Source organism: Halopseudomonas bauzanensis, from assembly GCF_900114735.1.
GTDB lineage: Bacteria > Pseudomonadota > Gammaproteobacteria > Pseudomonadales > Pseudomonadaceae > Halopseudomonas > Halopseudomonas bauzanensis.
In genome coordinates this window covers 227,175-250,614 of sequence record NZ_FOUA01000005.1, presented here as the reverse complement: position 1 = coordinate 250,614, position 23,440 = coordinate 227,175, and the positions used below count along the sequence as shown (strand labels likewise).

Annotated in this window: 22 protein-coding genes, 2 tRNA genes and 1 riboswitch; of the genes, 15 read left to right on the top strand and 9 right to left on the bottom strand. The window is 61.1% G+C overall.

Annotated elements, in window-relative coordinates; genetic code table 11:
* The first annotated feature begins 78 nt into the window (after nucleotides 1-78).
* From hfq to BM267_RS12480, 7 genes are all read left to right on the top strand, one after another.
* Nucleotides 79-330 carry an RNA chaperone Hfq gene (gene hfq, locus BM267_RS12510; RefSeq protein WP_036990634.1) on the top strand — a complete coding sequence of 84 codons (252 nt, stop codon included), beginning with the start codon at nucleotides 79-81 and terminating at the stop codon, nucleotides 328-330.
* Between the two features lie 17 nt (nucleotides 331-347).
* Complete coding sequence (hflX, locus tag BM267_RS12505) at nucleotides 348-1,649, top strand: ribosome rescue GTPase HflX (RefSeq protein ID WP_036990633.1); 1,302 nt, start codon at nucleotides 348-350, stop codon at nucleotides 1,647-1,649.
* Between the two features lie 118 nt (nucleotides 1,650-1,767).
* Nucleotides 1,768-2,967 (top strand): FtsH protease activity modulator HflK, encoded by a 1,200-nt coding sequence (gene hflK / locus BM267_RS12500; protein WP_074780235.1) that lies wholly within the window; start codon nucleotides 1,768-1,770, stop codon nucleotides 2,965-2,967.
* Entirely contained in the window at nucleotides 2,967-3,839 is an 873-nt protein-coding gene (gene hflC, locus BM267_RS12495) for a protease modulator HflC (protein ID WP_074780237.1), read from the top strand. The genes hflK and hflC overlap by 1 nt, the downstream gene beginning before the upstream one ends.
* 122 nt (nucleotides 3,840-3,961) lie before the next feature.
* Nucleotides 3,962-4,147, top strand: a complete 186-nt coding sequence (locus tag BM267_RS12490) for a DUF2065 domain-containing protein (protein WP_036990630.1) — start codon at nucleotides 3,962-3,964, stop codon at nucleotides 4,145-4,147.
* Between the two features lie 46 nt (nucleotides 4,148-4,193).
* Entirely contained in the window at nucleotides 4,194-5,384 is a 1,191-nt protein-coding gene (locus BM267_RS12485; protein WP_074780239.1) for an ATP phosphoribosyltransferase regulatory subunit, read from the top strand.
* Nucleotides 5,385-5,434: 50 nt separating this feature from the next.
* Entirely contained in the window at nucleotides 5,435-6,724 is a 1,290-nt protein-coding gene (locus tag BM267_RS12480) for an adenylosuccinate synthase (protein ID WP_074780242.1), read from the top strand.
* A gap of 501 nt (nucleotides 6,725-7,225) precedes the next feature.
* On the opposite strand, the gene BM267_RS12475 is transcribed toward BM267_RS12480, so the two are convergent.
* From BM267_RS12475 to BM267_RS12455, 5 genes are all read right to left on the bottom strand, one after another.
* On the bottom strand, nucleotides 7,226-8,875 hold the full coding sequence (locus tag BM267_RS12475) for an isovaleryl-CoA dehydrogenase (RefSeq protein WP_074780245.1): 1,650 nt from the start codon (nucleotides 8,873-8,875) through the stop codon (nucleotides 7,226-7,228).
* 73 nt (nucleotides 8,876-8,948) lie between these two features.
* Nucleotides 8,949-9,149 carry a DUF2788 domain-containing protein gene (locus BM267_RS12470; protein ID WP_074780248.1) on the bottom strand — a complete coding sequence of 67 codons (201 nt, stop codon included), beginning with the start codon at nucleotides 9,147-9,149 and terminating at the stop codon, nucleotides 8,949-8,951.
* A gap of 29 nt (nucleotides 9,150-9,178) precedes the next feature.
* On the bottom strand, nucleotides 9,179-9,667 hold the full coding sequence (locus tag BM267_RS12465; RefSeq protein ID WP_074780250.1) for an Lrp/AsnC family transcriptional regulator: 489 nt from the start codon (nucleotides 9,665-9,667) through the stop codon (nucleotides 9,179-9,181).
* A 287-nt stretch (nucleotides 9,668-9,954) separates the two neighbouring features.
* Nucleotides 9,955-10,875 carry a cation diffusion facilitator family transporter gene (locus BM267_RS12460; protein WP_074780253.1) on the bottom strand — a complete coding sequence of 307 codons (921 nt, stop codon included), beginning with the start codon at nucleotides 10,873-10,875 and terminating at the stop codon, nucleotides 9,955-9,957.
* Nucleotides 10,875-11,285, bottom strand: coding sequence for a polyribonucleotide nucleotidyltransferase (locus tag BM267_RS12455; protein ID WP_074780256.1), 411 nt, complete (start codon nucleotides 11,283-11,285; stop codon nucleotides 10,875-10,877). Before BM267_RS12455 ends, BM267_RS12460 begins: the two co-directional genes overlap by 1 nt.
* Nucleotides 11,286-11,397: 112 nt before the next feature.
* On the opposite strand from BM267_RS12455, the gene hrpB reads away from it, so the two are divergent.
* From hrpB to BM267_RS12425, 6 genes are all read left to right on the top strand, one after another.
* Nucleotides 11,398-13,941: an ATP-dependent helicase HrpB gene (gene hrpB, locus BM267_RS12450; RefSeq protein ID WP_074780259.1), complete on the top strand. Its 2,544-nt coding sequence runs from the start codon at nucleotides 11,398-11,400 to the stop codon at nucleotides 13,939-13,941.
* Between the two features lie 78 nt (nucleotides 13,942-14,019).
* Nucleotides 14,020-15,039 (top strand): methyltransferase, encoded by a 1,020-nt coding sequence (locus BM267_RS12445; RefSeq protein ID WP_074780261.1) that lies wholly within the window; start codon nucleotides 14,020-14,022, stop codon nucleotides 15,037-15,039.
* Between the two features lie 26 nt (nucleotides 15,040-15,065).
* Nucleotides 15,066-15,260: riboswitch (yybP-ykoY riboswitch) on the top strand.
* 25 nt (nucleotides 15,261-15,285) lie between these two features.
* On the top strand, nucleotides 15,286-15,852 hold the full coding sequence (locus tag BM267_RS12440) for a TMEM165/GDT1 family protein (RefSeq protein ID WP_074780264.1): 567 nt from the start codon (nucleotides 15,286-15,288) through the stop codon (nucleotides 15,850-15,852).
* A gap of 202 nt (nucleotides 15,853-16,054) precedes the next feature.
* On the top strand, nucleotides 16,055-16,897 hold the full coding sequence (gene yghU, locus BM267_RS12435) for a glutathione-dependent disulfide-bond oxidoreductase (RefSeq protein WP_036990617.1): 843 nt from the start codon (nucleotides 16,055-16,057) through the stop codon (nucleotides 16,895-16,897).
* A gap of 61 nt (nucleotides 16,898-16,958) precedes the next feature.
* Nucleotides 16,959-17,034 (top strand) — tRNA-Val (locus BM267_RS12430).
* 13 nt (nucleotides 17,035-17,047) lie between these two features.
* Nucleotides 17,048-17,124: transfer RNA gene (locus BM267_RS12425), tRNA-Asp, on the top strand.
* A gap of 42 nt (nucleotides 17,125-17,166) precedes the next feature.
* On the opposite strand, the gene zapE is transcribed toward BM267_RS12425, so the two are convergent.
* On the bottom strand, nucleotides 17,167-18,270 hold the full coding sequence (gene zapE / locus BM267_RS12420) for a cell division protein ZapE (RefSeq protein WP_074780268.1): 1,104 nt from the start codon (nucleotides 18,268-18,270) through the stop codon (nucleotides 17,167-17,169).
* 230 nt (nucleotides 18,271-18,500) lie between these two features.
* Between zapE and BM267_RS12415 the strand changes: the two genes are divergently transcribed.
* Both BM267_RS12415 and BM267_RS12410 read left to right on the top strand, forming a co-directional pair.
* Nucleotides 18,501-19,280, top strand: a complete 780-nt coding sequence (locus BM267_RS12415) for a class II glutamine amidotransferase (protein ID WP_074780271.1) — start codon at nucleotides 18,501-18,503, stop codon at nucleotides 19,278-19,280.
* Nucleotides 19,281-19,382: 102 nt separating this feature from the next.
* Complete coding sequence (locus BM267_RS12410) at nucleotides 19,383-20,555, top strand: baeRF3 domain-containing protein (RefSeq protein ID WP_074780274.1); 1,173 nt, start codon at nucleotides 19,383-19,385, stop codon at nucleotides 20,553-20,555.
* 59 nt (nucleotides 20,556-20,614) lie between these two features.
* On the opposite strand, the gene BM267_RS12405 is transcribed toward BM267_RS12410, so the two are convergent.
* From BM267_RS12405 to BM267_RS12395, 3 genes are all read right to left on the bottom strand, one after another.
* A complete protein-coding gene (locus tag BM267_RS12405; RefSeq protein ID WP_051611016.1) occupies nucleotides 20,615-21,007 on the bottom strand; it encodes a YkvA family protein in 393 nt (130 codons plus the stop codon).
* Between the two features lie 151 nt (nucleotides 21,008-21,158).
* Nucleotides 21,159-22,472 (bottom strand): OprD family porin, encoded by a 1,314-nt coding sequence (locus BM267_RS12400; RefSeq protein WP_074780277.1) that lies wholly within the window; start codon nucleotides 22,470-22,472, stop codon nucleotides 21,159-21,161.
* Between the two features lie 151 nt (nucleotides 22,473-22,623).
* Complete coding sequence (locus BM267_RS12395; protein WP_074780279.1) at nucleotides 22,624-23,430, bottom strand: M48 family metallopeptidase; 807 nt, start codon at nucleotides 23,428-23,430, stop codon at nucleotides 22,624-22,626.
* Nucleotides 23,431-23,440: the final 10 nt, after the last annotated feature.

The window sequence follows — 23,440 nt, the reverse complement described above, 5'->3', positions numbered from 1 at the left end:
TCCGTCCTGATGGACTGGCCGGATAATGCATTTCAATTTAAAGCGGTTCCCATAATGGTTTCCATAAGGAGTGAGGCAATGTCAAAAGGGCATTCTCTACAAGACCCTTACCTGAACGTTCTGCGCAAGGAACGTGTTCCGGTATCCATCTACCTGGTCAATGGCATCAAGCTGCAAGGCCAGATCGAGTCTTTCGACCAGTTCGTCATTTTGCTGAAGAACACTGTCAGCCAGATGGTTTACAAGCACGCCATTTCCACCGTGGTGCCCGGTCGCCCGGTTCGCCTGCCGGTGCAGGGTGGCGATGAGGCCGAGGCTGGCAATCCTTGATCGCGCTGGAGGCCTGATTGTTTTTTGAACGTCATGAGGGGGGTGAACGTGCCGTACTCGTTCACCTGGAAGGCCAGGATGAACAGAACCGTGAAGACCCTCATGAGTTTCTGGAACTGGTACGCTCGGCCGGCGCGGAGATCGTCGATTTCCTGACTATCAATCGTTATCAGCCCAGCCCGCGCTTTCTCATCGGCACGGGCAAGGTTGAGGAGCTGCGCGCGCTGGTCAAGGCGGGTGAGGGTGATCTGGTCATCTTCAACCATGTGCTGACACCGAGCCAGGAACGCAACCTCGAGCGCGAGCTTGAGTGCAGGGTGATTGATCGTACCGGGCTGATTCTGGATATCTTCGCCCAACGTGCGCGTACCCATGAGGGTAAATTGCAGGTTGAGCTCGCCCAGTTGGATCACTTGAGTACCCGCTTGGTTCGCGGCTGGACTCACCTTGAGCGGCAGAAAGGTGGTATTGGTCTGCGCGGCCCGGGCGAAACTCAGCTGGAAACCGACCGCCGCCTGTTGCGGGTGCGCATCAAGCAGATCTCCAAGCGTCTGGAGAAGGTGCGCAGCCAGCGTGATCAGGCTCGCCGCGCCCGTCGCCGGGCGGAAATTCCTGTCGTCTCCCTGGTCGGATATACCAACGCCGGCAAGTCCACTCTGTTCAATACCTTGACTGAATCTGCGGTGTACGCGGCCGATCAGCTGTTCGCTACGCTCGATCCGACCCTGCGCCGGGTTGAGCTGGACGATATCGGCCCGGTCATCATGGCTGATACGGTGGGTTTCATCCGCCATCTGCCGCACAAACTGGTTGAAGCCTTCCGCGCCACCTTGGAAGAGTCCAGTCAGGCTGATCTGTTGCTGCATGTAATTGATGCCGCGGATGAGGAGCGCACCTCGAATATCGAGCAGGTCAATCTGGTACTGGGTGAGATTGGCGCCAATGAACTGCCGATGCTGGAGATCTACAACAAGATCGATCTGCTGGATAACTTCGAACCTCAGATTCAGCGTGACGGCGATGGCGTGGCGGTGCGGGTCTGGCTGTCGGCACGCGAAGGCGAGGGTCTGGAGCTGCTGGCGCAGGCTGTCGCTGAACGCCTGGGTGACGATATCGTGCAGCAGAGCGTTGTGCTGGAGCACGCCGAGGCCCGGCTGCGCGCGCAGTTCTACGCTGCGGGAGCGGTCACTGCCGAGCGCATCGCCGCTGACGGCCGTCAGGAGCTGGATCTGCGCCTGCAGCGCAGCGACTTCAATCGGCTGCTCAAACGTGAAGGCTGGCAGCCGGACAGGTTTCTCGAACAACACACTTTGCAATAATGGATGGCGGTCGCGGTTCGCGCTGCGGCTGACATTTGCTGTAGGATTGCAGAAATGACTGCGCCGGCCATCCACGTCGGCGGAAGCAGTTTAATGGTTTTGGATAACGGAGAACGCTATGGCGTGGAATGAGCCTGGTGGTGGCAACAACTCGAACAACCAGGATCCCTGGGGTAGTGGCGGTAACCGCGGCGGTGGCAATCGCGGCGGCAAGCAGGGACCACCCGATCTGGACGAGGCGCTGCGCAAGTTGCAGGACAGCCTGAACGGTATCTTCGGCAGCAAGAAGCGCGGCAGCGGCGATGGCGGCAACGGCCGGCGTGTCGGCGGTGGACAGGGCATCCCCAAGGGCCTCTGGGTCATCGGCGGCCTGATCATCTTCGTTTTCTGGCTATTCAATGCGGTCTACAAGGTCGACGAGCAGGAGCAGGCAGTGGTGCTGCGTTTCGGTGAATATCACCGGACCGTTGAATCGGGTCTGCATCTCTACTTCCCGCCGATCGAGAAGAAATTCCAGCGCAACGTCACCCAGGTACGCTCTTATCGTCAACAGGGTCAGATGCTGACCGAGGACGAGAACATCGTCGAGGTGCCGTTGGCGGTGCAGTACCGTATCTCCAATCTGGAGGACTTCGTCCTCAAGGTAGAAGATCCCGAGACCAGTTTGCGCCATGCAACCGAGAGCGCGCTGCGTCATGTGGTCGGTTCCACGGGGATGCACCAGGTGCTGACCGAAGGTCGTGAGCAGATGGGCGTCGAGACTACCGAGCGTCTGCAGCGTTATCTGGATGCTTATCAGACCGGTATCACCGTGGTTCAGGTGAACATCGAAAGCGCGCAGGCTCCGGCCGAGGTGCAGGACGCGTTTGACGACGTGATCCGCGCCCGGGAAGACGAGGTGCGTGAGCGCAACCAGGCTGAATCCTATGCCAATGGCGTGATTCCGGAAGCCCGCGGTCAGGCTCAGCGCCTGTTGGAAGAAGCCAGCGGTTACCGTCAGGCCATGGTCGCCCGTGCCCAGGGTGAGGCTGAGCGCTTCAACCTACTGGTGAGCGAGTACCAGCAAGCGCCGGAAGTGATGCGCGAGCGTATGTTTATTGAAACGCTGCAAGAAGTGATGAGCAACACCAGCAAGATCATGGTGTCGGGTGATGGCAACAGCAACCTGCTGTACCTGCCGATCGACAAGCTGATGCAGCAGGGCGGTGGTTCGTCATCTTCGTCCTCGGCCGTTCCATCTGCCGCTGGCGCTGATGCCAATACCCGTCTGCCTGTACAACTGCAGCAGCGTGATGTGCGTACAAGGGAGGTCCGCTGATGAGTAACAAGTCAATTTTCGGACTCGTAATCGCCCTGGTGGTGATCGTGGTCGGTTGGAACAGCTTCTTCATCGTCGAGCAGACCCAGCGCGGTCTGGTACTGCAGTTCGGTAAGGTCGTCCGTGACGACGTGCCACCGGGGCTGCACTTCAAGCTGCCGTTCGTGCAGGAAGCGAAGATGTTCGATGGCCGTCTGCTGACCCTGGACACCACCACCCAGCGTTACCTGACGCTGGAAAAGAAGGCGCTGATGGTGGACTCCTTCGCCAAGTGGCGCATCGCCAACGTGCAACGCTACTACACCGCTACCTCCGGACTGCGTTCGATTGCCGAAGAGCGTCTGTCTCGCCAGCTGGAGTCGGGTCTGCGCAACGAAGTGGCGCGCCGTACCCTGCATGAGGTGGTGGCCGGTGAGCGCGATCAGTTGATGGCCGATATCACTGGCGATCTTAACGAGAGCGCGCGCCGCGAACTCGGTATCGAGGTGCTCGATGTGCGGGTCAAGGGTATGGACCTGCCCCGTGAGGTGAACCGTAGCGTGTTCGAGCGGATGAGTTCCGAGCGTGAGCGCGAGGCCCGCGAGCATCGCGCCAAGGGTCGTGAGCTGGCCGAAGGTATTCGCGCCGATGCCGACCGGCAGCAGCGCGTGATCCTGGCTGAAGCCTTCCGTGAAGCTGAAGAAATCCGTGGTCAGGGTGATGCCGAAGCGGCATCCATCTATGCCGAGGCGTATAACAAGGATCCTGAGTTCTACTCCTTCTATCGCAGTCTGCAGGCCTACCGTGAAAGCTTCTCGAGCAAGTCCGATGTGCTGGTACTTGACCCGAGCAGCGAATTCTTCAAGTTTTTCAAAGGGGCGCAGCAACCCTGATTCGAGCCTGGCTGCACTCGTCCAACGAACGGGTGTAGCCAGTCGAAAACATGCTACAATCGCGCAGCCGGGTCATCCCGGCTTTTTTGTGACCGGCAGATCCGGGCGAGGGGTTCGAGTTCATGTGGCAGAATCTGGCCGCGGCACTGTGTCTGGTGCTGGTTCTGGAAGGTCTGATGCCCTTTCTGGCTCCCCGCCGGTGGAAACGAATGCTGGTTGAAGTGAGCGGTATGAGTGACCGGCAACTGCGGGTTGCCGGGTTGCTGAGCATGCTGGCGGGTACTGCCTGCTTATATCTGATCCGCTAGGGTGGGTCGACAGACCTTTGCCCTTTACGTAATAAAGGTTTTGAAAATGCCTACTGTTGATCGCTGGCTCTTGCCTGACGGGATCGAAGAAGTGCTGCCGGAAGAGGCGGCGCGTACCGAAGCAGCCCGTCGGCAACTGCTGGATCTGTTCTCCCGCTGGGGGTATGACCTGGTCATCACCCCGCATATCGAGTATCTCGAATCCCTCCTGACCGGCTCCGGTCATGATCTGGAACTGCAAACCTTCAAAATGATCGACCAGATGTCTGGGCGTATGCTCGGCCTGCGTGCGGACATCACGCCCCAGGTGGCGCGCATCGACGCGCATACCCTCGGCGCCGAAGGCCCCAGTCGTCTATGCTATTGCGGTAGTGTGCTGCACACGCTGCCGCGGCCGTTGTCCACGTCCCGCAGTCTGATCCAGCTGGGTGCCGAACTCTATGGCGATGCGTCCAGTGCCAGCGATATCGAAGTTATTGCGTTGATGCTGGAAACCCTGGCGGCGTCGCGTGTCGAGGGTGTGCATCTGGATATCGGCCACGTGGGTATTTACCGTGGTCTGGTCGAGGCGGCGGGTTTGGAAGGCGCGGTCGAACGCGCTCTGTTCAATGCCCTGCAGCGCAAGGCGCTGGACGAGGTGCAGGAATTGACCTCGCGTATCGAGCAACCAGCCCTGGCAGCCATGCTCTGCAGCCTGGCTGAGCTGTCCGGTGGAGTCGAGATTCTGGAACGTGCGCACATCATGCTTGACGGCGCGCCCGAGGCCATTCTGGCAGCGCTCGACGAGCTGGCGGAAATCGCTCAGGTGATTTCCCAGCGCTATCCGAAGGTGCCGTTGTATTTCGATCTGGCGGAGCTGCGTGGCTATCACTACCACACGGGCGTGACCTTCGCGGCATTCGTCGCTGGCACCGGTCAGAGCATCGCCCAGGGCGGTCGCTATGACGAGATTGGCCGTGACTTCGGCCGTGCGCGCCCGGCTACGGGTTTCTCAACTGACCTGCGGTTGCTGGTGGCCTGCGGTGAGATCGACGGTGGCCGTCGTGATCACGGCATCTGGGCGCCGCATGCGAGCCAGCCTGGTCTGCACGACAAGGTCATGCAGCTGCGTCAAGCCGGTGAGCGGGTGATAGTGGCATTGCCCGGTCAGCTCGAAGCCGAGGCGGTGGATTTCGGTTGTGATCGGATTCTGCATTTTGCGAATGATGGTTGGCAGGTAAAAGAACTGCACATTTGACTTTCATGGCCTGCTGGGCCAGTTCCTAACGAGTGAGGCAAGAGCTGAACATGGGTAAGAATGTTGTCATCCTGGGCACCCAATGGGGTGATGAGGGTAAGGGCAAGATCGTCGATCTGCTGACTGATCAGGTATCAGCGGTGGTGCGTTATCAGGGCGGGCACAATGCCGGTCACACGCTGGTGATCGACGGTGAGAAGACCGTTCTGCACCTGATTCCCTCGGGGATTCTGCGCGAAAACGTGATGTGCTACATCGGCAACGGCGTGGTGCTGTCCCCGGAGGCGCTGCTCAAGGAACTGACCGGCCTGGAAGCCAAGGGTGTGCCGGTGCGTGATCGTCTGCGCATCAGTCCGGCTTGTCCGCTGATCCTGCCTTACCACGTGGCGCTGGATCAGGCCCGCGAACTGGCCCGCGGTGAAGCCAAGATCGGCACTACCGGTCGTGGTATCGGCCCGGCCTATGAGGACAAGGTATCCCGCCGCGGTCTGCGCGTGGGCGACTTGTTCCACCGCGAGCGCTTCGCTGCCAAGCTGGGGGAGGTACTGGATTACCACAACTTCGCTCTGCAGCATTATTACAAGGTGCAGCCGATCGACTTCCAGAAGACTCTCGACGAGGCCATGGAATATGCCGAGTGGCTCAAGCCGTTGATGCAGGATGTGACGGCACGGCTGCACGAGCTGCGCCGCGAAGGCGCCAATATCATGTTCGAGGGAGCCCAGGGCTCGCTGCTGGACATCGACCATGGCACCTACCCCTACGTGACCAGTTCCAACACCACGGCTGGCGGCACCGCCACCGGTTCCGGTTTTGGTCCGCTGTACCTGGACTATGTGCTGGGCATCACCAAGGCCTACACCACCCGGGTCGGCTCTGGTCCGTTCCCCACGGAGCTGTTCGACGACATCGGTGAGCGTCTGGCCCAGCGCGGTCACGAATTCGGTTCCACCACCGGTCGCGCCCGTCGTTGCGGCTGGTTTGATGCGGTTATCCTGCGGCGCGCCATCGAAATCAACAGCATCAGCGGGCTGTGCCTGACCAAGCTGGACGTGCTCGATGGTCTGGATGCAATCCAGATTTGTGTCGGTTACCGTAACGCTGCAGGCGAAGTGCTGGAAGCGCCGAGCGACGCGGATAGCTATATCGGCCTGGAGCCGGTCTACGAGGAAGTACCTGGCTGGAGCGAGTCGACCCTGGGCATCCAGACGCTGGAAGGGCTGCCGGCTAACGCCCAGGCCTACATTGCCCGGATCGAGGAGCTGGTCGGTGCGCCGATTGATATCATCTCCACCGGTCCGGATCGCAATGAGACCATCATCCAGCGGCAGATTTTCTGATCTGCATGGAGTAAAAAAGCGCCCCGCGGGGCGCTTTTTTTATGGCTGATGAAAGGTGAGCGTGCCAGCCGGCGGTTCGAGCACCGCCCCCCTGGGAGGTTCGAGCACTAGCTCGTACCACGACTGCCCAGCACCGCAGCTGCTGCCGGCTGGCTCCATTTCAACCATCGCCCCTACCGGCAAATGCTATGTCACCAGCCAGCACGTCCTCAGGAGGGTCGATGGCAACCCCGTCGAGTTTCATCTCGACCAGCGGCCTTGCTGCCAGCTCCGCAGATATGTCTGGGGCACGCTCGGCGTCTGACGGCCCTGGGCAGTTGCCCTTGGCGAACACGCACCCGTGCCTTCCGTGGCGCTCGTGTGCGGCCGTCCATGGCCGCACACGGTTCGCCAAGGGCAACTGCCCACCACCGTCCTGTTAATTGGGTGTGGCTGAAGGAAAACCCTGACTCGTTGAGCAAGATCCTCCCGAGTTTCATGCTCTCGAGAGAGGATCCAGAGTTACCTTGCCTGCGGTTGCGCCCGCTCGACCAGCGCACGCACATCCAGCCCGCGGGGTAAAGTGCCGTAGACGCGGCCATGGTCCTGCAGACGACTGGCGATAAAGGCGTCGGAGACGGTGTTGTTACCCGCTTCCAGCAGTAGCTTGGCCTGCAGCGCCACGGCTACATCTTCAGTCAACTGACGGGCGCGGTACTGGATGTCGTCCTTGTCGGCAAACTGCTGTTGCAGCTTGTTGATATGCGCCTGCAGCTGCCGGTCTCCCGCGCCATCGCCCAATTCGGCAAACAGCATTTCGACAATACCCGGCTCCTTCGACAGGGCGCGCAACACATCCAGACATTGCACGTTTCCGGAGCCTTCCCAGATCGAGTTCACCGGGGCCTCGCGATAGAGTCGCGGCAGGATGCTGTCCTCCACATAACCCGCGCCGCCCAGGCATTCCTGAGCTTCGTTGATCATGGCCGGGGCACGTTTGCAGATCCAGTACTTGCCGATAGCGGTGACCAGCCGGGCGAATCCCGCCTCGTGTGGATCATCGGCGTGGTCCAGCGCGCTGGCCATGCGCATGGTCAAGGCCAGCGCCGCCTCGCTTTCCAGGGCCAGATCGGCCAGTACGTTCTGCATCAGCGGCTGATCGATCAGTGGGCGCCCGCCGACATTGCGGTGGGCACAATGATGAGTGGCCTGGGCCAAGGCCTGGCGCATCAGGGAACTGGAGCCGATCATGCAATCGAAGCGGGTCAATGCCACCATTTCGATAATGGTCGGTACGCCGCGGCCTTCCTCGCCGATCATCCAGGCCAGGGCGCCACGAAACTCCACTTCGCTGGAGGCATTGGCCTGATTGCCCAGCTTGTCCTTCAGCCGTTGTATATAGAACTGGTTGCGACTGCCATCGGGGCGGTGGCGGGGCAGTAGAAAGCAGCTCAGGCCCTTGTCGGTCTGCGCCAGGGTCAGGAAAGCGTCGCACATGGGGGCCGAGCAGAACCATTTGTGCCCCAGCAGCTCATAGGCGTGGCCAGGGCCGGCATTGGCGATCGGCCAGGCGCGGGTGGTATTGGCCCGCACATCGGTGCCGCCCTGCTTTTCGGTCATGGCCATGCCAATGGTCAGGCCGCTCTTTTGCTCCATCGGCAGATTGCGCGGATCGTACTGGCGCGACAGGATCTTCGGCAGCCAATGCTCCGCCAGATCCGGCTGCAGCCGTAGCGCCGGTATGCAGGCGAAGGTCATGGTCATCGGGCAACTGGTGCCGGCCTCCGCCTGATTATGCAGGTACATCGTGGCGGCGCGGGCCACATGGGCGCCGGGGCGAGGCGCAGTCCAGGGCGCGCTGGTGATGCCATGGGCAATACCAGCGCTCATCAGTTCATGATAGGCGGGGTGGAATTCCACCAGGTCAATCCGGTGGCCCTGACGGTCATGGCTGTGGAATACCGGTGGGTTTTCATTGGCCAGAAAGCCGGCCCGCATCAATGCACCGCCGGCCAGTTGGCCATAGGCAGACAGTTGTTCATCGGCCCAGTCACCTCGGTAACGATGGACCCATTGCCGCAGGGGCAGATCGCTGCGGTACAGGTTGATACCATCCAGCGGCGGCACCTGATTGGTGACTTCATGGGTTTCAGCGTACTGATGCAGGTTCATGGTGCGGTACTCCGATGCTTGTTTTTATAGTCGGCGGGACCCGAAAAGCCTGGCGTCGTGCTTCGGGTGCTCGTCAGCCATCCACACTACCAAGAATCACGGCCTTGATCACGAAGCCCAGCACGCCCAGGCCCAGGGCGAAGAACAACACCATGGTGCCGTAGCGGCCAGCCTTGGACTTCTTTGCCAGATCCCAGACAATGAATCCCATGAAGGCTACCAGGGCAAAGATGGACAAGGGCAGGGCAAGGGCTTCGAATTCTTCGTAGGACACAATGGTCTCCTGTCAGGAAAAAGGGCTGTCTATTTTGTGACCAGGTGGTTGAGCGGCAATTCCGTACTCGAGACCACCTGGTTCAGTACAAAGCTGGAGCGCACGCTGGACACTCCCTCGATGCGGGTGAGTGTACCCAGCAGAAACTGCTGATAATGGTCCATATCGGGCACCACCACCCGCAACTGGTAATCCGCTTCCATGCCGGTAACCAGGCTGCAGTTCAACACCTCGGGGCATTGGCGGATGGTGTCCTCGAAACCGGCAAAGCGATCCGGGGTATGGCGGTCCATGCCGATCATCACGAAGGCGGTGAGGGTCAGCCCCAGCTTCTGCGGGTTGAGCAATGCCACCTGCCGGGTGATATAGCCGCTTTCTTCCAGCTGTTTTACCCGTCGTGAACAGGGTGAAGGCGACAGGCCGATGCGCTCGGCCAGTTCCTGATTGCTGATACGGGCGTCCTGCTGCAATGCGGCCAGAATTTTCAGATCATATCGGTCCAGAGTGTATTCATTCATGCGTCCACCTCGTGTAGTTGCAGGAATATTGAGTTGGTCGCGATATTATTGCGCAATTGACCGCTTGATGGGCAATAAAAGACAAGAAATGGTGCTGCCTGCGCGTTACCATAATCACAAGTTTCAAGCCTTGGCCGGCGAGTCCAAACAGGTGCTCCACTCGAGCAGCCCTGAGACGGAAGGTTCTACCGGATCGATTCGTCACCCGGCCACCCCAGCCCACAAGGCACGGAGGACAGGCAGTATCCAACCCGGATACCTCAACGGACCCAGCGCAAACGGCCGACTCAGTCGGCCGTTTGCGTTTGTGCGGACGGCTGGGGGTGGACCGGGTCCTTGTGTACCAGCACATCCGCCTGGGGAAAGCGCCGGATGATCGTGTGACGGACCTGTTCGCCCAGCTCATGGGCATCGGTCAGCGACAGGTCGCCGGGCAACTCCAGGTGCAACTGCATGAACCACTGCTGGCCGGACTCGCGGGTGCGCAGATCATGCACGTCGATCACGCCGGGCACGCTACGAGCCAGCGCCATGGCTTCCTTGCGCACCGCATCGGGCAATTCGTGATCCATCAGGATCTGCACCGCGTCGCGGCCAATCTGCAGGGCGCTGAAAGCGATCAGCAGGGCGATGCCGATACCGAACACCGCATCCGCTCCAGGTACGCCGTAATAGGCCAGGATCAGCGCGATGATAATGCTGGCGTTCATCAACAGATCGGAGCGGTAATGCAGGGCATCGGCACGGATCGCGGTTGAGCCGGTGTGTTGAATCACATGGCGCTGAAAAGCCAGTAGCAACAAGGTCGCGATGATCGAGATCAGCATTACCGCCACCCCGAACCAGGCTGCTTCCAGCGGCCTGGGGTTGAGCAGATGATCGATACCCTGTTGCAACACCACGATAGCCGAGATGGCAATGAACACCGATTGCGCCAGACCGGCCAGCGCCTCGGCCTTGCCATGGCCGAAACGGTGGCCCTTATCCGCCGGGGTCAGCGCGTAGGCGACCGCGACCAGATTGATCAGCGACGCGCCGGCATCCATCAACGAGTCGATCAGCGAAGCCAGCAGGCTTACCGAGCCGGACATGAACCAGACGACGGCCTTGAGTGTGATCAACAGGATCGCGACCATTACCGAAGCGTAGGTGGCCAGCCGTAGCAGGCGGGCATTGCGCGTGCTCAGCTGCTGGGCGGATATCTCCATCAGGTGCGGGCCGGCAGCCCGAGCAGGGCCAAGTGTGCGCCGTTCGGGCTGTTCAGCAGCCGAGCATGCTGCATGGGCAGCTGCAGACCCAGATCCTGTTGCAGAATGGCTTCGAGTTTAAGCGGGTCGACTTGGCCCTGGGCATCGACAGCTTCCTGCAGGCGTTCGGGTGCCAGGGTGTAGCGTTCATCGGGGAAATAGATGGCGCCTGTGGCGAAATCCACAGCGAAGGCCACCAGCCCGGGGATGACATAGAATAGCAGGCCGATACCGTTGAGAATCGCCACGCCGGGGTCGATCTCACCGCTGATCTGACCGCGGCGTTCGGGGTAGAAGATGCTGCCGCAGGCGGTCAATTGGGAAACCAGAGTGGTGGTCAGCAGAACGCTGGCCAGAGCTTTCAGGCGCATGATATTCCTCGGGGTAGGCAACGTATCCAGACCCTGCATACTATACGCTGGTGCCGTGACGGCTTGAAGTCGCGGGCGGTTATAATGCCCCCTTTGACCGGATATCCCGTGCATGTCTGATCTTCCTGTACAAACGGTGCTGGCCGAGCTGGACCAGCAACTGGCCCGCTCGCCGGCGGTGGTGCTGCAGGCGCCGCCTGGCGCCGGCAAGACTACCCTGGTGCCGCTGGTGCTGCTGCGCAGTGAATGGCTGGCCGGGCAGAAGATCATCCTGCTGGAGCCGCGGCGGCTGGCGGCCCGGGCGGCTGCCGAGCGCCTGGCGCAGATGCTTGGTGAGCCGGTGGGCCAGACGGTCGGTTATCGTATTCGCCTGGAGACCCGGGTCAGCGCCGCGACTCGCATCGAGGTGGTAACCGAAGGCATTCTGCAGCGCCTGCTACAGGCCGACCCCGAGCTGCCGGGCATTGGCCTGGTCATCTTCGATGAATTCCATGAGCGCAGCCTGGACGCCGATCTGGGATTGGCGCTCTGCTTGCAGACCCAGCAGTATCTGCGCGACGACGCCAACCCACTGAAACTACTGGTCATGTCTGCCACGCTGGACGCCGCGGCGGTCAGCCGTCTGCTGGACAACGCGCCCTTGGTGAGCAGTGAGGGGCGTCAGTATCCGGTGCAGGTGCATTATGGCACCGCCGCCACGCCGGGCCAGCCGCTGGAGCCGTTGCTTGAGCAGGCGATCCTGCAGGCGCTGGCCACCGAGTCCGGCAGTCTGCTGGTGTTTCTACCCGGAACAGCAGAGATCCGCCGATTGCAGCGGCGGCTGGAACATGCGGTGGACAGTTATCCTGACGTGGATATCGCCCCCCTGTATGGCGACCTGGACTTCGCCGCGCAGCGTCAGGCTATCAGCCCGGCACCGGCCGGGCGGCGCAAGGTGGTGTTGGCTACACCGATTGCCGAGACCAGTCTGACCATCGACGGCGTGCGGGTAGTCATCGACTCGGGGTTGCACCGCGAGCCGGCCTTCGACCCGGTGTCAGGAATGACCCGGTTGCACACACGCCGCATATCCAAGGCGGCCACTACCCAGCGTGCAGGTCGTGCCGGGCGTACCGAGCCGGGCGTGTGTTATCGCCTGTGGTCGGCTGGCCAGCAGGAGCAGCTGGCTGCCCAGGGTCAGGCGGAGATACTGCAAGCGGATCTCGCGCCCCTGGCCCTGCAACTGGCGCAATGGGGTATAGATGACCCGGCGGAGCTGCGCTGGCTCGACTTGCCGCCGGGAGCGGCGCTGCAGCAGGGGCGGGATCTGCTGATCCAGTTGGGAGCCCTGGCACGGACTGAGCGGGGCTGGCAGCTGACCGACCACGGCGCGGCGCTGACAGCGTTGCCGATGCATCCGCGGCTGGCGCACATGCTGCTGCGGGGGCAGCAGTTGGGGCTGGGGCGTCAAGCCTGCCGGCTGGCCGCGATTCTCGGCGAGCGGGACCTGTTGCGCGGCGTGGAGGACGCGGATATCGCCCGCCGGCTGGCAGCATTCGACCACCCCGCTGGCGAGCCGGCCCTGGATCGCGGTGCGCTGCAGCGGGCGCGCCAGCTGGCCGGGCAGTGGCAGCGATTGATCGAGCGCATCGATGTTGCGCAACCCGTGCCGGAGCCGGACAGCGAGCGCTGGGCCGGCCTGTTGCTGGCGCTGGCCTACCCGGACCGCATTGCCCAGCGCCGTGGCGAGCAGGGCGCGGACTACCGATTGGCCAATGGCCGCGCCGCCGCCTTCGCCCAGGTCGACAGTCTGCAACAGCAGCCCTGGCTGGTGATTGCCAGTCTCGGCGGCCATGCCAGCCAGCGCAATGCGCGGATATTTCTCGCTGCGGCGCTGGACCCGGAGTGGCTGGAGCACTACCTGCCGGAGATGCTGCAGATCGAGCAGACTCTGGAATGGGACCCGCGCAGCGAAACCCTGATCGCCGAGCGCCAGCAGCGCATCGGTACCCTGGTGCTGCACCGCGAGCCGTTGGCGGACATTGACCCGGCCCAGCGCAGCCGGGCCCTGTGCAATGTAGTGCGCAAGCAGGGGCTGAGCCTGTTGCCCTGGACGCCGGCGCTGCGCCAGTGGCAGGCGCGTATCCTGCTGCTGCGCCAGCTGGATGAGCAGCAGGACATTGATAGCCGCTGGCCGGACGTCTCCGACCAGGCCTTACTCGATGGCCTGGAAGACTGGCTTGCCCCCTGGCTGGACCGGGTCACCCGGCTCGCGCACTTCGCCAACCTGGATCTGCCAGCCATCCTCACTGGCCTGTTGCCCTGGCCGCTGCCGTCACAGCTCGACGAGTTGGCGCCCACGCACTGGACGGTGCCCACCGGGTCACGTATCCGTATCGACTACAGCGAGCAACCGCCGGTACTGGCGGTGCGTCTGCAGGAGATGTTCGGCAGCCGCGAAACGCCACGTATCGCCCAGGGCCGGGTAGCATTGAAGTTGCACCTGCTTTCCCCGGCGCGTCGACCGGTGCAGGTGACCCAGGACCTGGCCGGGTTCTGGAGTGGCAGTTATGCCGAGGTGAAGAAGGACATGAAAGGGCGCTATCCCAAGCATTACTGGCCGGATGACCCATCGCAGGCCGAGCCGACGACGCGGGCCAAGCCAAGGAAAGGCTGAGGTTCGGGGCAATCCATCTTTAAGCTCCTGCTGCCCCCGCGTACAATGCCCGGCCCGGTTCACCTTCGGAGCACAGCCATGGATAACACCAGCCAGATACTTGAACGCAGCGCCGAGCTGTTTGCCGGCCAGCGCCTGCTGCTGGTCAACCCACCTGTAGATGGGCTGACTCGACAGGTGCCGGCTGATTGGCATGTCTGGACCTGGGACTATTTCGTGCAGCAGGGCCTCAGTGCCGGACTGGATGAGACGCATCTGAGTTTCTCCCATCTCTGCCCACAGGTCGACGGGCTGGAGGGGGCGATTCTGGTGATGCCCAAAGCCATCGAGCGCGCCGAGTTCGCCTTGGCGCAGATAGCGCCGCTGCTGCGGGCCGGTTGCCCGCTGTATCTGGTGGGGGAGAAGAAGGGCGGCATTACCCGGGCGGAAAAGCTATTGACGGCACATGGTGCTGCAATCGAGAAGCTGGATTCCGCCCGGCATTGCCAACTGTGGCGCTGCATCGTCCAGGATCAGCCCGCGCCATTTCGCCTGGAAGACTGGCAGCGCTCCATTGCCTTGACCTTTCCTGACCAGACCGTTGAACTGGTCAGTCTGCCCGGGGTTTTCAGTCATGGCCGGCTGGATGAAGGCAGTCAATTGCTGCTGGAGGAACTGGCGCCGCTGCCGCCGGGCAAAGTGCTGGACTTCGGTTGTGGTGCCGGGGTGCTGGCCACGGTGTTGGCCCGGCGTAATCCGGACACCCGCTTTGAGCTGGTGGATGTCGATGCCATGGCGCTGTACTGTGCCGAGCAGACCCTGCTGGTCAATGGAGTGCAAGCGCAGGTCTATCCTTCCGATGGCCTGAGTGACGTGCATGGCCGCTTTGCCGCGGTGGTCAGCAACCCGCCATTTCATACCGGCATCCGCCATGACACCAGCATCGCCGAGGCATTTTTCAATGAAGTCACCCGCAACCTGCTGCCCGGTGGTGAGCTGCGCATCGTTGCCAATGGGTTTCTGCGATATCCGCCGCTGATCGAGGAGCACATCGGACCCTGTCGGGTGCTGCGCGAGAACAATCGGTTCAAGGTGTATTCGGCGATCGCGCCGGGTTGATTCAACCGGCGGGCCTTGCTACAGTGGCCGCCGTCTTAGGGGAGTAGTCTCTCCGGAAGAGATTTCTTTCTGAAGTTTCTTCCACGGCAAACGTCAACATATTCGGCCCGCAGGCCGTGGCGTTTGCGACCCGCCGTCACCTTGGGTGACTGGGTCTGACGAGACCTTTGACATAGGAACACCAGCCGAGGGCGGGGGTGTTCGTATGTCATTGGAATGGTCGACCCGCCCTCTTGTGGAACATCCGTGGAAGCTTTTTTCGTTTCAACCGGGGTAGTCACGCTGGCAGAGATCGGCGACAAGACCCAGTTGCTGGCGTTATTGCTGGCAGCACGTTTCCGTCGGCCCTGGCCGATCATCTGGGGAATACTACTGGCCACCGTGGCCAATCACGCCTTGGCCGGTGCGGTGGGGCAACTGGTTGCCGACCTGCTCAGCGATACCTGGCTGTACACCTTGCTGGCTATCAGCTTTCTGGCCGTGGCGGCCTGGACCCTGGTGCCGGACAAGCTGGATGAGGACGACACCCCGCCGATCAGCCGTTACGGCGCCTTCATGGCAGCGCTGGTGGCCTTCTTTCTGGCCGAGATGGGCGACAAGACCCAGGTGGCAACCGTGGTACTGGCTGCGCAATTCGATGCCTATCTGTGGGTGGTGCTGGGTACCACGCTGGGGATGATGTTGGCTAACGTGCCGGTGGTATTTCTTGGCAATGCGGCGGCGGGCAAGCTGCCGTTGGGGTTGATTCGGGGGATTACCGCAGTGATCTTCCTGCTGCTGGGCGTGTACGCAGGCTGGATGGCGCTGGGGTAGGCACCATGGGTGAGCTGGGTCTGGTGCAGGGTGGCGATGCCTGGATCAGGCCACGAAACAGCCGAATCTTCCTGGAGGACGGGGAAATCCGCAGCGCCTGATTCGGTGACTGCGGTGGCCAGTGGCGCCCGCCGGGGCTAGTATCCTCCCATGTCATTCTTCTCCGGCGGGCGTCCCGCTGGAATCAGCATGGGAGAACAGAATGAGTAACGACACCTACACACCACCCCGGGTCTGGACCTGGGACAAGGATAATGGCGGCAAGTTTGCCAACATCAATCGTCCTATCGCCGGCCCGACCCACGAGCGTGAGTTGCCCCGAGGCAAGCACCCGCTGCAGTTGTACTCCCTGGCCACACCCAACGGGGTCAAGGTCACTATCATGCTGGAGGAACTGGTCGCGCTGGGCATTGCCGAGGCCGAATATGACGCATGGCTGATTCGCATCGGTGAAGGCGATCAGTTCGGCAGTGGTTTTGTGGGCATCAACCCCAACTCGAAGATCCCGGCGCTGCTGGATACCAGCATCAATCCGCCGCTGCGGGTGTTCGAGTCCGGCTCCATTTTGCTGTATCTGGCGGAAAAGTTCGGCCACTTCATCCCGCAGGACATCGCCGGGCGCACCGAATGCCTGAACTGGCTGTTCTGGCAGATGGGCAGCGCACCCATTCTGGGTGGCGGCTTCGGTCATTTCTATGCCTATGCGCCGGAGAAGTTCGAGTATCCAATCAACCGCTACACCATGGAGGTCAAGCGGCAGTTGGATGTGCTCGATCGCCAGCTGGCGGATAACCGCTACGTTGCCGGCGAGCAGTACAGCATCGCCGATATGGCAATCTGGCCCTGGTACGGCGGGGTGGCCACTAACCAGGTATACGAGGCGGCGGAGTTCCTCGAAGCGCACAGCTATACCCATGTATTGCGCTGGGCCGAGGAGGTTGGTCAACGTGCTGCCGTGCAGCGCGGCCGACAGGTCAACCGCACCTGGGGCGAGCTGGATGAGCAGGTGCCGGAACGGCATGCGGCGAGTGATTTCGATCACTGAGCACAGACGATTGCCATAACCGCAAAACCTGTCTAGAATGCGCTCCACTTCGAGAGAAAATGGGTGATTAGCTCAGCTGGGAGAGCATCTGCCTTACAAGCAGAGGGTCGGCGGTTCGATTCCGTCATCACCCACCACTCGAGGTAACGCGCAGCGGTAGTTCAGTTGGTTAGAATACCGGCCTGTCACGCCGGGGGTCGCGGGTTCGAGTCCCGTCCGCTGCGCCATATCCGAAACCCTCGCATCGAGAGATGCGAGGGTTTTTTCGTTCAGAAGCGCGCCAATTGCATTTCCTGCAAACGGCTGAGCGTGCGGCGGAACGGGAAGGTGAGGGCGCCTTCGGTATAGAGCTCGGTCAGGGGCACTGCGGCTTCGATATACAGCGGCACTCGTCGGTCATAGCATTCATCCACCAGGGCAATCAGCCGGCGCACACTGTCGTCCTGTTTCGATAGCGGCGGTAACACCCGGTCGCCGGCCGTTACCTGCTCCACCGCATCTTCCGTGCCGCGGGCGATCTTCGCTTCCCGCTGGGCGCTGCTCAGAGCGGGCACCTGCTCCAGCAAAATTGCCGGGAAACGGTCGCACAGTGCCATGAAGTCGGCGGCAGCCAGGGGGCGTTCGCAGAGTTCGGCAAAGGTGAGCCAGACCGCCTGTGAACAATGGCGCAGTGGTTGCAAGTGTTGATGATTGAGTTGCACCGGTTCGCTGGATACCGCAGTACCGCCGCACAGCCGCTCGAATACCCCCGCCAACGCTGCTGCGTCCTGAACCCAATAACGCTGGTGTTGCTGCCCCGGATGTAGCCGGTGATCCTGGCCGCCATCCACATCGACCACCTGCATGTGCCGCTCCATGGCTGCCAGCGCCGGCAGCAGCCGTTCGCGGTTATGGCCATGCTCATACAGCTGCTGCGGCGGCTGGTTGGACGTGGCGACCAGCACCACACCTTCCTCGAACAGCGTGATGAACAGCCGGCCGAGAATGCTGGCGTCGCCGATATCGCTGATAAACAGCTCATCGAAGCAGAGCACCCGCACCTCGGTCGCCAGTTCACGGGCGATACTGCTCAGTGGGTCGGCGGTGCCGGTCAGCTGGAACAGCCGGCGGTGCACCCATTGCATGAAGTGATGGAAATGCTGGCGCCGGCTGGGCACCTGCAGGCTGCTGTGGAAACTGTCCATCAGCCAGGTCTTGCCGCGACCCACCGGACCCCAGAGATAGACTCCGCGGGGTGGTGTGGTTCTGCCGGTGTGCAATGCCTCGAAACAGTTCTGCAGATGGTCAACGGCGTTCTGCTGCGCCGGGTCGGGGATGAACCCCTGGTAGGCGATGGCCTGTTGGTACAGGCTCAGGGGAGATTGCATGGTCATGGGGCCGGAGTGTATCAGCAATATCATTCAGCCCGCTGGCCATAAACCGATATGCGGCTTGCCAGCGCGAGCGGTAACCGGGCCGTCAGGCGGTGACGCCGGGGAGAAGGGAATTGCGTAGCGTGATCATGGATCTGCCCTGTTGGGTGTGCATGGGTGATGAGACGCTATCTACGGTACCATGTTCGGCCAAGATGGTCCCGGCGGTCGGGCGGTAACGGAGATGTGAGATGTGTGAACTGATGGGTATGAGTGCCAACGTGCCGACGGATATCTGCTTCAGCTTTTCCGGATTGATGCAGCGTGGCGGCAAGACGGGGCCCCATTGTGATGGCTGGGGGGTGGCCTTCTATGAGGGCAAGGGCGTTCGTTGCTTCCATGACCCGGCGCCATGCCACAGTTCGGCCATCGCCCAGTTGATCGAGCGCTATCCGATCAAATCGGAAAATGTGATCTGCCATATCCGCCAGGCCAATGTGGGGCGTGTCAGCCTGGCCAACACCCATCCGTTTACCCGCGAGCTGTGGGGACAATACTGGACCTGTGCCCACAACGGCCAGATCAATGGTTTCGTGGCTGGCCCGGGTCCGTTCCAACCAGTGGGCAACACCGACAGCGAAGCCATCTTCTGCGATCTGCTCAATCGTCTGCGCGGCCAGTTCGCTGAACAGCCGAGCCAGGCCGAACTCCTCGATTGCCTGACGAATGCGTGCGCCGGGTATGCGGCGCGAGGGGTATGTAACTTGCTGCTGAGCAATGGTGAGTGGCTGTTCACCCTGTGCACCACCAAGCTGGCCTGGATCACCCGCCGAGCGCCTTTCGGCCCGGCTCATCTGCGCGATGTGGAAATGGCCGTGGATTTTCAGGAACACACGACGCCCAATGATGTGGTGACCGTAATTGCCACCGAGCCGCTGACCAGCAACGAGCAATGGCATGCCTGCCAGCCGGGTGAGTGGCATCTCTGGCAAGGCGGTGAAAGTATTCGGCAAGGCCGTCTTGCTGATTGAAATGCAGGTAAGGGCAGGCGACGGCAGGCGGTCGGACTGTCTGAACTCGCAGCCATCAACCTCGTCGTAATCAGGGAGGCTCCACGATCGAGGTGACTGCATATGTACGAACACATCACGCGAGCAGCACTGGATGAACTGCTGAAGTTACAAGGTCAGACTTTCGTTTCGCTCTACATGCCCATGGAGCGGACATTTCCCGAGCGAGAACAGAACAAGGTCCGTTACCGGAACCTCCTGCGCCAACTGCGTGAGCAGATGGACGGAGCAACCGCCCCGACGGAGCAGAAGTTACTGCAGCAGTTTGAGGCGCTGCTCAACGAAGACGAACTATGGAATTCCCCGCGGAGCGGGCTCGCGGTGTTGGGCAGCGAAGACCTGTTCAGGGTCTTTTCCCTCCATCAGGTCGTGGAGGAGCGCATCCGGGTGGATCGCCAACCCTATCTGCAACCGCTGCTGCGTATCAGCCAGTTGGCGGAGAGCTTCCAGATTCTCTGTGTGACCCGCGATGCGGTGCGGCTATGCGAGGGTGATCGCCACGTCACCCATCAGGTCGAGCTGCACCCATCGGTACCGCGTAACCTGGAAGAGGCACTGGGTTCGGAACTGACCGACAAGAATCAGGCCGGGTACCCCGGTGGCTTCAGTCGGGCTGCAGAAAAGGCCGGAGGCATGACTCCGCATGAGGCCGGTGGCGGTGGCAAACAGGATGAAATAGACGTCGATCGTGAGCGCTATTTCCGTGCGATCGACAAATCCATCACTGAGCATCATTCCCGTCCGGGCCTGCCCTTGATTCTGGCAGCCCTGCCCCGTAACCAGGCGGCTTTTCGGGCGATCAGTCACAATTCACAGCTGCTGGAAGAAGGTATCCCGATGGATCCTTCCTTGCTGGAAGCCGCCGAACTGCGTCGCGAGGCGACGGAAATCATGAGCCGCCGGCACAGTGCCTGGCTGGACAGCATTCTGGAACGCTACAGCGCTGCCAAAGGCAAGCAGTTGGCCTGCGATAGCCTTCCAGAGATCGGTGAGGCGGTATATGCCGGGCGGGTAGCGCTGCTGCTGGTCGAGTCGGGTCGCAGCGTGCCGGGGGTGGTGAATCCGCAGAACGGAGCGGTGGATCTGTATGACGCGGATAGTGATACCACGCAAGGGGGTGCCGATGTGCTCGATCAGTTGATTCCTCGAGCATTCCAGACGGGGGCCGAGGTAGTAGTTCTCCCCAAAGGCATGATGGAGGGCGGTGCGGGCGCGGCGGCGGTATTGCGGTTCTGAGGATGGCGAGCCGGCAGCCCAAACGGCCTGCCGGCAAACTGAAAACGGCGATAGTGGGCTTAGTGTTTTTCTCCGTCTATGGTGATGCCTCCTTCATCCATCACCCTAGGTCCGAACCAGCGCTCCAGCTTGCGACTCGCCTGGGCTTTGACATCATCGGTGATATAGGCGGAGACCGTGGCCAGGGCGGCGAGTAATACCCCCAGATCATCGGTATAACCTACTACCGCTGCAAAGTCGGGAATCGCGTCCAGCGGGAAGATGAAATAGCCCAGTGCGCCGTAAATGGCTGTCTTGGCCCAGCGCGGGGTGTTCGGGTCCTGGGCGGCGTAATACAGCCACAGCACCTTTTCCACCACCTCTTTGCCGGCAGTCCTGGCGTAGCGGGACAGCTTGTTCCATAAGCCGCTGTCACTGAACTTTTTCTCGAAGCTTTGAAAGTGTCTGACCATGGTCGCCTCTGAAGTCGCAATGCAAGAACCAATACGTACTTGCTCAGACTACAGACCACTGCAGGCAGGGGAAAGTGCGGAGGGGGAAGTTGGTGGAGAGAGGGAGGGAAAAAGGAAATGATGCCCCGGCGTACCGGGGCATCTGATCGACTTAGAGCAGAACGAAGTTGTAGGTCAGATAGACCCGTACCTGGTCCTGGTCGCGGTCCGCATCGGAACGCAGGCTGGCGTGACGCAGGGACACACCCAGATCCTTCAGGAAACCTTGCTGGACGGTGTAATCCAGACGCAGGTTACGCTCCCATTCCTTGTCGCCTTCGCCGGGTGCGACGTCGAAGTCGCTGCCGCGCAGATACTTGGCGGAGAACTTCAGACCCGGTACCAGGTCGGCGAAGTTGTAGCTGTACTGACCAACCCAGGTCTTCTCGCCGGCACGCTCGAACTTGTTGATCTGCGAGTCGGTGATCAGGTAGGCAGTGGCACCGCCACCGTTGTTGAGGTAGGCGAAGTCACTGTCGCCGCTCATCTTCTGGTAGCCCAGGCCCAGGCCATGGTTGCTCAGCTTGTAGGTGAACATGGCGCTCATGGCGCGGTTGTCGACTTCGCCGTCGTTGTATACGCCGCGGGCTGCATAGCCGGCTTCACCGCTATCGTTGGCGCCAGTGGAGCCGCTGTCGAAATAGCGCAGGTCGGTAATCAGCTGACCGGCACCCAGGTCCAGGGTGTGGACGGCACCGAGGTAATGTTGCTTGTAGTAATCCTTGAGCTTGGCGAAGTAGTAGCTGGCAACCAGGTTATCACCCAGTTGGGCGTCACCACCGGCATACTGGAACTTGTTCACGCGCTCGGAACCACCGCCCAGCAGCAGGCCTTCATGGGAGGTGGAGTTACGGCCACTGGCTTCATCCATCTGACCGATGCGCAGAGTCAGATTGTCGATTTCCTTGGAAGTCAGCGTCGCGCCGCTGTAAGTCTGGGGCAGCAGGCGACCGTCGTTGCGTGTCAGTACCGGCAGGCTGGGCTGCAGGCCACGGCCGATTTTCAGCTCGGTCTCGGATACCTTGGCCTTGGCGGCGAAGTCGATCTGGCTGAACTCGGAAACGGCGCTGTCGTCATGATCCAGCGGGAACATGGTGCCGGGGTTGCGGCTGCGGTCAGCCTTGCTGGTGCGGCTACCGGAATCCAGACGGATACCCGAGCGGGCGAATACGTCCAGACCAAAGCCGATCGGGCCCTGGGTATAACCGGACTGGAAGTCGAGCATGAAACCCTGACCCCATTCTTCATCTTTCGAGTAACCATCACCTTCACGGTAATCGCCATTGAAATAGAGGTTACGCAAGCCCAGGGTGGCCTTGGCGTCATCAACAAAGCTGAAGCCGTTGTTCTGGGTCTGGGCAATGGACAGGGTGGGCAGAGCCAGCACAGCAGCGGCGACACTGCCGGCGATCAGGGTTTTTCTCATTATGTTCATCCTCGAGTACTGCATCTCAGGGTTTGCCCAGAGGGCGATCGTTTTTCAACCGCTGTAACATAGATGAAATATGCAGGAAATCAAGTGATTGAATAGTGATATTAGACTTATGTATTAGGAACCTGAGCTATTCATACCGGTCTTATCGCGCCGCTTCATACAGTGGCTGCACCTTGGGGATAGTGTTTTGCAGGTTCTGGATGCGCCCCGAGGAAGAGGGGTGCGTACTCAGGAAGGCCGGCGGCTCACCCTCAGCGGCGCGCGCCATCTTCTGCCACAGGGTGACTGCGGCCTCCGGTTTGTAGCCGGCGCGGGCCGCCAGCTCCAGACCGATCAGGTCCGCTTCGGTTTCGTTGGAGCGGCTGTTGGGCAGGGTCAGTCCATACTGAACTGCCATGTCGGCAGCCTGTCGTGCGCCATCGCCCAGGCCCAGCAACGAACCTATTACCTGGGTGCCCATCTGCGTGGTGTAAGCACGGGAAATGGCTTCGCGGCCATGCTCACGCAGAGCATGGGCGATTTCATGCCCCATGATCTGGGCGATCTCGTCGTCGGTCAGCTGCAATTTGTCGACAATGCCGGTAAAGAAGATGATCTTGCCGCCGGGCATGCAGCTGGCGTTCAGTTGATCACTCTTGATCAGGTTGACTTCCCAATTCCAGCTCTTGGCATCGGGACGGAAGTGGTCCACTTCCTTTACCAGCTGATCAGCAATCCGGTTCAGACGCTTGAGCATGGCGGTGTCGGTGTTCAAGACCTTTGCGGCTTTCGCTTCGGCAAGCATCTCGTTGTACGACTCGGCGGCCATCTGGTCGACTTCAGCGCTGGACAGCGCGCTGAACATGTACTGACTTCGATCGACACCGACGGCGCCGCCCTGGGTGGTGTTGACGGTCTCGCAACTAGCCAGCGCCATGAACGGAAGACAGCAAAGCAGGCGGATACGCATGGTGATTTCC

Excerpts from the sequence above, each read along its gene's own strand:
- hfq (WP_036990634.1), top strand. The coding sequence starts at position 79 with ATGTCAAAAGGGCATTCTCTACAAGACCCTTACCTGAACGTTCTGCGC.
- hflK (WP_074780235.1), top strand. The coding sequence starts at position 1,768 with ATGGCGTGGAATGAGCCTGGTGGTGGCAACAACTCGAACAACCAGGAT.
- hflC (WP_074780237.1), top strand. The coding sequence starts at position 2,967 with ATGAGTAACAAGTCAATTTTCGGACTCGTAATCGCCCTGGTGGTGATC.
- BM267_RS12490 (WP_036990630.1), top strand. The coding sequence starts at position 3,962 with ATGTGGCAGAATCTGGCCGCGGCACTGTGTCTGGTGCTGGTTCTGGAA.
- BM267_RS12485 (WP_074780239.1), top strand. The coding sequence starts at position 4,194 with ATGCCTACTGTTGATCGCTGGCTCTTGCCTGACGGGATCGAAGAAGTG.
- BM267_RS12480 (WP_074780242.1), top strand. The coding sequence starts at position 5,435 with ATGGGTAAGAATGTTGTCATCCTGGGCACCCAATGGGGTGATGAGGGT.
- BM267_RS12475 (WP_074780245.1), bottom strand. The coding sequence starts at position 8,875 with ATGAACCTGCATCAGTACGCTGAAACCCATGAAGTCACCAATCAGGTG.
- BM267_RS12465 (WP_074780250.1), bottom strand. The coding sequence starts at position 9,667 with ATGAATGAATACACTCTGGACCGATATGATCTGAAAATTCTGGCCGCA.
- BM267_RS12460 (WP_074780253.1), bottom strand. The coding sequence starts at position 10,875 with ATGGAGATATCCGCCCAGCAGCTGAGCACGCGCAATGCCCGCCTGCTA.
- BM267_RS12455 (WP_074780256.1), bottom strand. The coding sequence starts at position 11,285 with ATGCGCCTGAAAGCTCTGGCCAGCGTTCTGCTGACCACCACTCTGGTT.
- hrpB (WP_074780259.1), top strand. The coding sequence starts at position 11,398 with ATGTCTGATCTTCCTGTACAAACGGTGCTGGCCGAGCTGGACCAGCAA.
- BM267_RS12445 (WP_074780261.1), top strand. The coding sequence starts at position 14,020 with ATGGATAACACCAGCCAGATACTTGAACGCAGCGCCGAGCTGTTTGCC.
- yghU (WP_036990617.1), top strand. The coding sequence starts at position 16,055 with ATGAGTAACGACACCTACACACCACCCCGGGTCTGGACCTGGGACAAG.
- zapE (WP_074780268.1), bottom strand. The coding sequence starts at position 18,270 with ATGACCATGCAATCTCCCCTGAGCCTGTACCAACAGGCCATCGCCTAC.
- BM267_RS12415 (WP_074780271.1), top strand. The coding sequence starts at position 18,501 with ATGTGTGAACTGATGGGTATGAGTGCCAACGTGCCGACGGATATCTGC.
- BM267_RS12410 (WP_074780274.1), top strand. The coding sequence starts at position 19,383 with ATGTACGAACACATCACGCGAGCAGCACTGGATGAACTGCTGAAGTTA.
- BM267_RS12405 (WP_051611016.1), bottom strand. The coding sequence starts at position 21,007 with ATGGTCAGACACTTTCAAAGCTTCGAGAAAAAGTTCAGTGACAGCGGC.
- BM267_RS12400 (WP_074780277.1), bottom strand. The coding sequence starts at position 22,472 with ATGAGAAAAACCCTGATCGCCGGCAGTGTCGCCGCTGCTGTGCTGGCT.
- BM267_RS12395 (WP_074780279.1), bottom strand. The coding sequence starts at position 23,430 with ATGCGTATCCGCCTGCTTTGCTGTCTTCCGTTCATGGCGCTGGCTAGT.